Below are 1,949 nucleotides of genomic sequence, written 5' to 3'. Positions count from 1 at the left end.
TGCAAGTGTTATAGTAGTAATAAGCCTTATTATACTGACGCGCGCGCTACACATTGATGCGCTGGCCGATACGTTTGACGGGCTTCTTGGCGGCCGGGATAAAGAGCATATGCTTGCAATCATGAAGGATTCGAGGGTTGGAAGCTTCGGGGTCGCTACTATCGCTGCGACCTTTGCGCTTAAGTTTTCGTTACTAGCGGCGATACCGGCGGCATTGACAACAGGGTCGTTAATCGCGTTTCCCGTGCTCGGACGCTGGGCTGCGGCGATTGCCGCGAGCACCCAGCCGTCCGCCCGACCCGGTGGGGGACTTGGCTCGCTCTTTGCCGAACAGGCAAGACCCTGGGAGCCGGTACTATCCTCGATTATCGCTTTTGCAATTGTGGGTATAACGTTATGGACCAGGCCTGCGGCCGCCCTGCTGGCGGTTGGTACTGCCGGTGCCTTTTTGGTTATCTACGTATTCCTGATTAAGAGAAAGATCGAAGGCATGACCGGCGATACGCTCGGTGCACTGATAGAGCTGACTGAAATAGCGGTATTATTTGCTATGGCGTTGCTTTAGAACGGCAACACTACACCGCGAGCGGCTATAGATTCTTATCTCGATGAAAAAACGATATTATATAGGATATATACTTCTTTGATCTCGGCAGGAAAGGTGATGAGGGGTTGTAATGAATCTCTATCTTGTACGGCACGGCGAGACTTCGCTGAACAGGCAGTTTAAATATATAGGTAGAACAGATGTAGACCTGACGAAAAAAGGCGTTCGCCAGGCCGAAGCCCTGTCACAGCGCCTGCGCCTCAGTACTATCAAAGCGGTTTACTCGTCTGATTTGCTGAGGGCGCGGCGTACGGCAGAGGCGATTGCATCTGCCCATAATCTTGAGATCGAACCGGTCGATGGCCTGCGTGAGATCGATTTCGGGGCCTGGGAAGGTCTCACCTACTATGAAATAGAAGCGAAAGACCACGAAAATTTTCACGCCTGGCTTGACGACCCGGAACACTCTTCTATTCCCGACGGCGAGCACTGGCGTGACTTTAAGAACCGCGTGCTCAGCTCGGTTTATAAAATAATCGATGAGGAAAAAGACGGGAACGTCGTTATCGTCTCGCACGGCGGCCCCATAAAAGTAATCATGGGCCATTTTAATGGGGACGACCCGGCGTTTTATAAATCGTTCTGGCCGTCACCGGGCAGCTTGAGCGTGGTCGAAGTTATCGATTACACCCCGAAGGTATTGCTTCTCAACGAGCAAGTCTATACGCACGACAGGTAAAACCTGTGAAGCGGGGCGTTGCTAAAGGGGCCTACGTACTCCAAATTATAGTAAAGTAGGGCATTTAGCTGCGGAAAAGTTGAGCATTAAAGCAATACTGTGTTAAAATCCCTTTATGAAAGACATCATTCGGCGCGGACTTGAAGATATAAAGCCATACGAACCCGGTAGGCCTATTGAGCTGGTAGAAAAAGAGCTGGGGATAACCGAGGCGATAAAGCTTGCATCCAATGAAAGCCCGTACGCTCCGTTCCCAAAGGTACTGGAGGCAATGCGAGAATCGCTCTTGGATGTAAACCGCTATCCCGATGGCGGAAGCACGTTCCTGCGTGAAGGCTTATCGAATAAGCTTGGAGTGCCCGCATCTCGTATAATGGTCGGTCAGGGGTCAAACGAACTCTTGCGTCTGCTTGCAAACGTTCTTCTCGACCCGGGCGACGAGGCGGTTATGGCGGATCCGTCGTTTATCGTTTATCCAACGGTCACCAAGTTAATGAACGCTAAACCGATACTGGTCCCGCTGAAAGATCACGCACACGACCTCGATGCGATGGCGAAAGCGATCACACCGCGTACCAAGATGGTCTTTATCTGCAACCCCAACAATCCAACCGGAACAATCGTCACCCGCGATGAGGTTGAGCGTTTTATAGAGAGCGTGCC

Annotated in this window: 3 protein-coding genes; all 3 read left to right on the top strand. The window is 51.5% G+C overall.

The window, feature by feature from the left end; all coding sequences use genetic code 11:
• Positions 1-565, top strand: a 565-nt coding sequence (locus tag COY37_RS06540; RefSeq protein ID WP_286976870.1) for an adenosylcobinamide-GDP ribazoletransferase, incomplete at its 5' end; no start/stop codon positions are given.
• 112 nt (positions 566-677) lie between these two features.
• Positions 678-1,286: an alpha-ribazole phosphatase gene (gene cobC, locus COY37_RS06535; protein ID WP_286678786.1), complete on the top strand. Its 609-nt coding sequence runs from the start codon at positions 678-680 to the stop codon at positions 1,284-1,286.
• 115 nt (positions 1,287-1,401) lie between these two features.
• On the top strand, positions 1,402-1,949 hold a 548-nt coding region (locus COY37_RS06530), incomplete at its 3' end, for an aminotransferase class I/II-fold pyridoxal phosphate-dependent enzyme (protein ID WP_286976868.1).

Source organism: Candidatus Aquicultor secundus, assembly GCF_002791875.1.
GTDB lineage: Bacteria > Actinomycetota > Aquicultoria > Aquicultorales > Aquicultoraceae > Aquicultor_A > Aquicultor_A secundus.
This window is presented reverse-complemented; position numbering and strand designations above follow the sequence as displayed.

Bases quoted from the DNA above. Each gene is read 5' to 3' on its own strand.
- cobC (WP_286678786.1), top strand. From the start codon at position 678: ATGAATCTCTATCTTGTACGGCACGGCGAGACTTCGCTGAACAGGCAG.